The sequence below is a fragment of the uncultured Aureimonas sp. genome, assembly GCF_913775355.1.
In the GTDB taxonomy this organism is placed as follows: domain Bacteria; phylum Pseudomonadota; class Alphaproteobacteria; order Rhizobiales; family Rhizobiaceae; genus Aureimonas.
In genome coordinates this window covers 1-5,763 of the sequence record NZ_CAJYIU010000094.1, presented here as the reverse complement: position 1 = coordinate 5,763, position 5,763 = coordinate 1, and the positions used below count along the sequence as shown (strand labels likewise).

5 protein-coding genes are annotated in these 5,763 nt (G+C 70.5%); 2 read left to right on the top strand and 3 right to left on the bottom strand.

The window, feature by feature from the left end:
* The coding region (locus QZ753_RS06670; protein ID WP_294642118.1) for a LysR family transcriptional regulator at positions 1-857 on the bottom strand (857 nt) is incomplete at its 3' end.
* 108 nt (positions 858-965) lie between these two features.
* Here QZ753_RS06670 and QZ753_RS06665 point away from each other — a divergent pair.
* On the top strand, positions 966-2,462 hold the full coding sequence (locus QZ753_RS06665; RefSeq protein ID WP_294642116.1) for a CoA-acylating methylmalonate-semialdehyde dehydrogenase: 1,497 nt from the start codon (positions 966-968) through the stop codon (positions 2,460-2,462).
* 118 nt (positions 2,463-2,580) lie between these two features.
* The gene (locus QZ753_RS06660; RefSeq protein WP_294642113.1) at positions 2,581-3,507 is read left to right on the top strand and encodes an AEC family transporter; all 927 of its coding nucleotides are present in this window, start codon (positions 2,581-2,583) and stop codon (positions 3,505-3,507) included.
* Between the two features lie 11 nt (positions 3,508-3,518).
* On the opposite strand, the gene QZ753_RS06655 is transcribed toward QZ753_RS06660, so the two are convergent.
* Positions 3,519-4,157: a nucleoside triphosphate hydrolase gene (locus QZ753_RS06655; RefSeq protein WP_294642111.1), complete on the bottom strand. Its 639-nt coding sequence runs from the start codon at positions 4,155-4,157 to the stop codon at positions 3,519-3,521.
* A 20-nt stretch (positions 4,158-4,177) separates the two neighbouring features.
* The gene (gene cysG, locus QZ753_RS06650) at positions 4,178-5,707 is read right to left on the bottom strand and encodes a siroheme synthase CysG (RefSeq protein WP_294642109.1); all 1,530 of its coding nucleotides are present in this window, start codon (positions 5,705-5,707) and stop codon (positions 4,178-4,180) included.
* Between the last annotated feature and the right edge of the window lie 56 nt (positions 5,708-5,763).

Sequence of the window (5,763 nt, the reverse complement as noted above, 5' to 3'; positions counted from 1 at the left end):
TCGACCAGTTCGGCGATGTAGCGGGCGACGGCCTGCACGCGGGAGAGGTCGCGCGCGCTCTCGTGGTAGACGAGCCAGTATTCGCGGCGAAGCTCCCGCTCGGGCAGGACGCGCTCCAGGCCGGTGCGCCCGGCGGCCGAGAAGCTGTGCAGGATGCCGATGCCAAGACCCGCCGCCACGGCCTCGGTCTGGCCGAGCGCCGAGGAGATCTCGATCCGGCTCTGCCACCCCGGCGCGAACTCGGCGGCGTATTGCAGCGAGGCGCTGTAGAGAAGGTCGTCGACGTAGCCGATGAGCGAATGGGCGGCGAGATCGCCGACGCGCTGCGGCCGCCCGGCCCGGTCGAGATAGGCTGTCGAGGCGTAGGCGCGCAGGCTGTAGGACACGAGACGCCGGGCGACGAGCCGCCCCTGCTCGGGCCGCTCCACCGTGATCGCGATGTCGGCCTCGCGCCGCGACAGCGAGAAGGCGCGCGGCACCGGCACAAGTTGCAGCGTCAGGCCGGGATGGCGCTCCATCAGGGGGCCGAGGCGCGGGGCGAGGAAGGCCGTGCCGAACCCGTCCGGCGCGCCGATCCGCACGGTGCCGGACAGGGCAAGGTCCGCTTCGCCGATCAGCGCCCGCGCGTTCTGCGCTTCCGCCTCCATGCGTTCGGCCGCCGGCAGGAAGGCCTCGCCCTCGCCGGTCAGCGCGCAGCCGCCCGGTCGCCGCTCGAAGAGACGGGTGCCGAGCGCCCCCTCCAGCGCATCGAGCCGCCGGCCGACGGTCGCGTGGTTCAGGCCGAGCCGCCGCGAGGCCGCGAGAATCTGCCCGGCGCGCGCCACCGCCAGAAATACGCGCACGTCGTCCCAGTTCACGCGGACGCCTCCCAAGACTTCGATTTTCGCACAATGGATGCACGATCCCGCCCCTTGCTTTCAAGGGCGGGTGGCGGCCACAAACGGGCAGCACAAGGGAGAGACGGCATGAACGAGATCGGTCACTTCATCGACGGGCAGCGCGTGGCGGGCACGAGCGGGCGCTTCGCCGACGTCTTCAACCCGGCGACCGGCCAGGCGACGGCGCGCCTGTCGCTCGCCAGCCGCGACGAACTGCAGCGCGCGGTGGATGCGGCGCGCGAGGCCCAGCCGAAGTGGGCGGCGACCAATCCCCAGCGCCGCGCCCGCGTCTTCATCAAGTTCGTCGAACTCCTCAACGCCCACATGCAGGAACTCGCCGAGCTCCTGTCGTCCGAGCACGGCAAGACGGTCGAGGATTCCAAGGGCGATATCGTGCGCGGCCTCGAGGTCTGCGAGTTCGTGATCGGCATCCCGCACCTGATGAAGGGCGAGTTCACCGAAGGCGCCGGTCCCGGCATCGACATGTACTCGATCCGCCAGCCGGTCGGCATCGGCGCAGGGATCACGCCGTTCAACTTCCCGGCGATGATCCCGATGTGGATGTTCGCGCCGGCCATCGCCTGCGGCAACGCCTTCATCCTGAAGCCGTCGGAGCGCGACCCGTCCGTGCCGATGCGTCTTGCCGAGCTGATGATGGAGGCCGGCCTGCCGAAGGGCATCCTTCAGGTCGTCAACGGCGACAAGGAGGCGGTCGACGCCGTGCTGGAGCATCCCGAGATCGGCGCGATCTCCTTCGTCGGCTCGACGCCGATCGCGGCCCACGTCTATGCCGAGGCGACGAAGCGCGGGAAACGCGCCCACACGTTCGGCGGCGCCAAGAACCACATGGTCATCATGCCCGACGCCGACCTCGACATGGCGGCGGACGCGCTGATCGGCGCGGGCTACGGCTCGGCCGGCGAGCGCTGCATGGCGATCTCGGTGGCCGTGCCGGTCGGCGAGGAGACCGCGAACGCCCTGATCGAGAAGCTGATCCCGAAGGTCGAGGCGCTCAAGATCGGCCCCTACACCGACGCCGCCGCCGACTACGGCCCGGTCGTCACCAAGGCCAGCCAGGAGAAGATCCTCGGCCTCGTCGAGACGGGCGTCCGGGAAGGCGCCAAGCTCGTCGTCGACGGTCGCCAGTTCCGTATGCAGGGCTACGAGGACGGCTTCTTCGTCGGCTCCTGCCTCTTCGACCACGTCACGCCTGACATGGAGATCTACAAGGCCGAGATCTTCGGGCCGGTCCTGTCGGTGGTGCGGGTCAAGGACTACGAGGCCGCGCTCGCCCTGCCGACCGAGCACGAATATGGCAACGGCGTCGCGATCTACACGCGCGACGGCGATGCGGCACGCGACTTCGCAAGCCGCGTTCCCATCGGCATGATCGGCATCAACGTGCCGATCCCGACGCCGCTCGCCTACCATTCCTTCGGCGGCTGGAAGCGCTCGTCCTTCGGCGACCTCAACCAGCACGGGCCGGACTCGATCAAGTTCTGGACCCGCACCAAGACGGTGACGAGCCGCTGGCCGTCGGGCATCAAGTCGGGCGCCGAGTTCTCGATGCCGGTCATGCGCTGAAGGCGCGGGGTTTGGGATGCGCTGAAGGCGCGGGCAGAACCTCGCCTTGGAAACGTAAGCATGCCAAAAGGGTCGGCGGTCGCTCCGCCGGCCCTTCTCTGCATTCCCGTCCGGCCCGATGTTCCAGATTCTTCTCTTTTCGCTCGCGCCGGTCTTCTTCGTGATCGGGCTCGGCTTCGTGGCGGGCCGCCGCCGCTGGGTGGACGCGAATGCCACCGGCATGCTCGGCGCCTTCGTCGCGCAGTTCGCGCTGCCGATCGCGCTGTTTCTGGCGATCGTCACGGCGCCGCGCAGCCTTCTGACGGCCGAACTCGCGCCGACCGCCGCCTATGTCGCGACCTATGCGGCGCTTCTTGGGCTGACGCTCCTCGTCGCGCGGCGCTGGGGCCTCACGCCGATCACGACGGCGCTCTTCGCCCAGACCGTCGGCGTTCCCAATCTCGGCGGCATCGGCCTCGGCCTGTTCCAGGCGCTGGAGGGGCCGGGGTCCGAGGTGACGCTGGCCGTCGCCAACCTCGTCGGCACGCTGATCGTCACGCTCTACTGCTTCGTCCGGCTGGAGATGCAGGGCGGCGGCCACATCGGCCGCGCGGTCGGCGCCGCGCTGATCAAGCCGATGACGATCCTGCCGGCCCTCGGCTTCCTGATCGCCTTCGCCGAACTGCCGTTTCCGACGCTGGGGATCGCCGTCCTGAAGCCCCTTGCGCAGGCGACCGGCGGCGTCGGCCTGTTCCTGACCGGGGTGATCCTGTCGACGCAGCGCCTGCGCCTGTCGCGCACCAGCCTTCTGGCCGTCGCGCTGTCGAACATCCTGCGCCCGGCGCTGGCGATGGCGCTCTGCCTCCTCCTGTCGCTGCCGCCGGCGATCGAGGCGCGGATCGTCGTCGCGATGGCGATCCCCGCCGGCTTCGTCGGCACGATCCTGTCGGCGATCTATCGGGAAGGCACGGCGGAATCGGGCGGCGCGCTGGTCGCCACCACGGTCGCCTCGCTGGTCACGCTGCCGATCTGGATCACGGTCGCGGTCTGGCTCGCCGGGCCTTGAGCCCCGGTCGCTCAGGCGTCTGAGCGCAGCACGAGATCGGCCGGCCGGCTTCTGGCCAGCACGAGGCGCATGTTGGGAAGGTCGTTGCCTTCCATCTGCCGGACCATCGCCTCCGGATCGAGCTGGAACCCCATCCAGCGCTCCGTCAGCCGCGTGATCAGCACCTCCTCGCTCGCCTCGACCATGACCGTCAGGTCGAAGAGGTCGCCGAGGTCGCGCCAGCCGGGCTCGTCGAGGAGGAGATAGTTGCCCTCGGTGAGGACGATGCGCGTCGACGGCTCGATGATGCGACCGCCCGCCCGCGCGATCTCGATCGAGCGGTCGAAGACGGGCACCGCCACCTCGCGCCCGTCGTCGGCGCGCAGCCGCTCGAGCGCCGTGCGGTAGCCGTCGAGGTCGAACGTGTGCGGCGCACCCTTGCGCGGGCGGTGGCCGCGGGCGTTCAGGACCATGTCGTCGTAGTGGAAGCCGTCCATCGGGAAGACGTCGGCGACGCCCGCGCGGCGTGCGTTGAGGCGTTCCTTCAACTGCTCGGCGGTGGTGGACTTGCCCGATCCCGGCGCACCGGCGATCGCGACGATCCGGCGGCGTTCGCCCTCCTCGCTGAGAAGCGCGTTCGTCAGCCCCGCCAGCGTCACCTGCTCGCCCATGTCCGTCCTCCCAGAAAAGGTCAGACGGCCTTTGCCTGAAGGCGCGAGGTTTGGCGAGAGGGGTCGAGGCGCTCGGGCTCGTAGCCGAGAAGGGCGGCCGGCTCGACATCGGCGAACACGCGCCCGACGCCGATCAGGATCGGCCGGTCGATACCGACGCGCTCCACGATTTGCCCGAGCGACGAGAGCGGTCCGACCAAGCGGATCTCGTCCGGCCGGGTGAGCGCCGCGGCGACCGCCACCGGCGTCTCGGCCGGCAACCCGTGGGCGATGAGCTGCTCGGCGATGCGCCGCGCCATGCGCCCGCCCATGTAGAAGATCGTGGTGGCGTTGTCGTCCGCGAGCGCCCGCCAGTCCATGTCGTCGGGAAGGTCGCCCTTTTGGCTGTGCGCGGTGACGAAGCGCACGGCCTGCGCCCGGTCGCGGTGGGTCAGCGACACACTGAGCGCGCCGGCCATGGCCGAAGCCGCCGTGATGCCCGGCACGATCGCGACGGGAATGCCCTGCGCGCGAAGATCGGCGATCTCCTCGCCCGAGCGCCCGAAGACCGAGACGTCGCCGGACTTCAGCCGTACGACATGCTTACCCGCATGGGCGAACTGCGCCATCATCGCGTTGATGTCCTCCTGGCGACAGCTTTCGCGCCCGCCGCGCTTGCCGACCAGCATGCGCTTGGCCTCGCGGCGGGCGAGCTCCAGGATGTCGTCGGAGACGAGGTCGTCGAAGAGGATGACGTCGGCGGCCTGCAGCGCGCGCACGGCCTTCAGCGTCAGGAGTTCGGCGTCGCCGGGGCCGGCGCCGACCAGCGTCACCCGTCCGCCGGCCTGCGGGCGATTGGCGAGGTCGCGAACGAAGGCGCGGGCCTCCAGCTCGGCCGCCTCGTCGGGCGCGCGGCGCGTGAAGGCGTCGTCGGAAAAGCGCTCCCAGAAGGCGCGGCGGGACGGGCCCGGTGCGAGGCGGTCCATCACCTCGGCGCGCACGCGCGCGGCCATCTTCGCCCAGCCGGTGAGGGTGGCGGGCAGCAGCGTCTCGATGCGGCGGCGGATCGCCTGGCCGAGGATGGGCGCGGCCCCGTCGGTCGAGATGCCGACGACGACGGGCGAGCGGTTGACGATCGTGCCGAAGCGGAACTGGCAGAAGGCCGGCTTGTCGATGACGTTGACCGGCACGCCGGCCGCGCGCGCGGCACAGAAGAAGGCCTGCGCCTCCGCCTCGCTCTCGCAGTCGGCCACCGCCAGCGAGGCGGCCGGGAAGATATCGAGCGCCCAGGGGCGGTCGTGGTGGCGGATCTCGCCGTCCGCGAAGGGGAGGGCGAGGACGGTGCGCATCTCCTCGCCGAGGTCGTCGGCCGCGCAATAGAGATCGACGATCGCGCCGGAGGCGGCCAGCAGTTCGGCCTTCCAGGCGGCGCCGTCCGAGCCGCCGGCCATGACCGCGCGCTTGGCCTTCAGGTCGAAGAAGACCGGCAGCGTCGCGAGCTCGCCCATGCGCTGCGGGCGCTGGCGGGCGGGCGCGGTGTCAGCTTGGCTCGAGGACACGTCGTTCCGCATCGATCAATCCCTGGATCTCGGTTCTGCAGGAGCCACAATTCGTGCCGGCCCGCAAG

Excerpts from the sequence above, each read along its gene's own strand:
- QZ753_RS06655 (WP_294642111.1), bottom strand. The coding sequence starts at position 4,157 with ATGGGCGAGCAGGTGACGCTGGCGGGGCTGACGAACGCGCTTCTCAGC.
- QZ753_RS06660 (WP_294642113.1), top strand. The coding sequence starts at position 2,581 with ATGTTCCAGATTCTTCTCTTTTCGCTCGCGCCGGTCTTCTTCGTGATC.
- cysG (WP_294642109.1), bottom strand. The coding sequence starts at position 5,707 with ATGCGGAACGACGTGTCCTCGAGCCAAGCTGACACCGCGCCCGCCCGC.
- QZ753_RS06665 (WP_294642116.1), top strand. The coding sequence starts at position 966 with ATGAACGAGATCGGTCACTTCATCGACGGGCAGCGCGTGGCGGGCACG.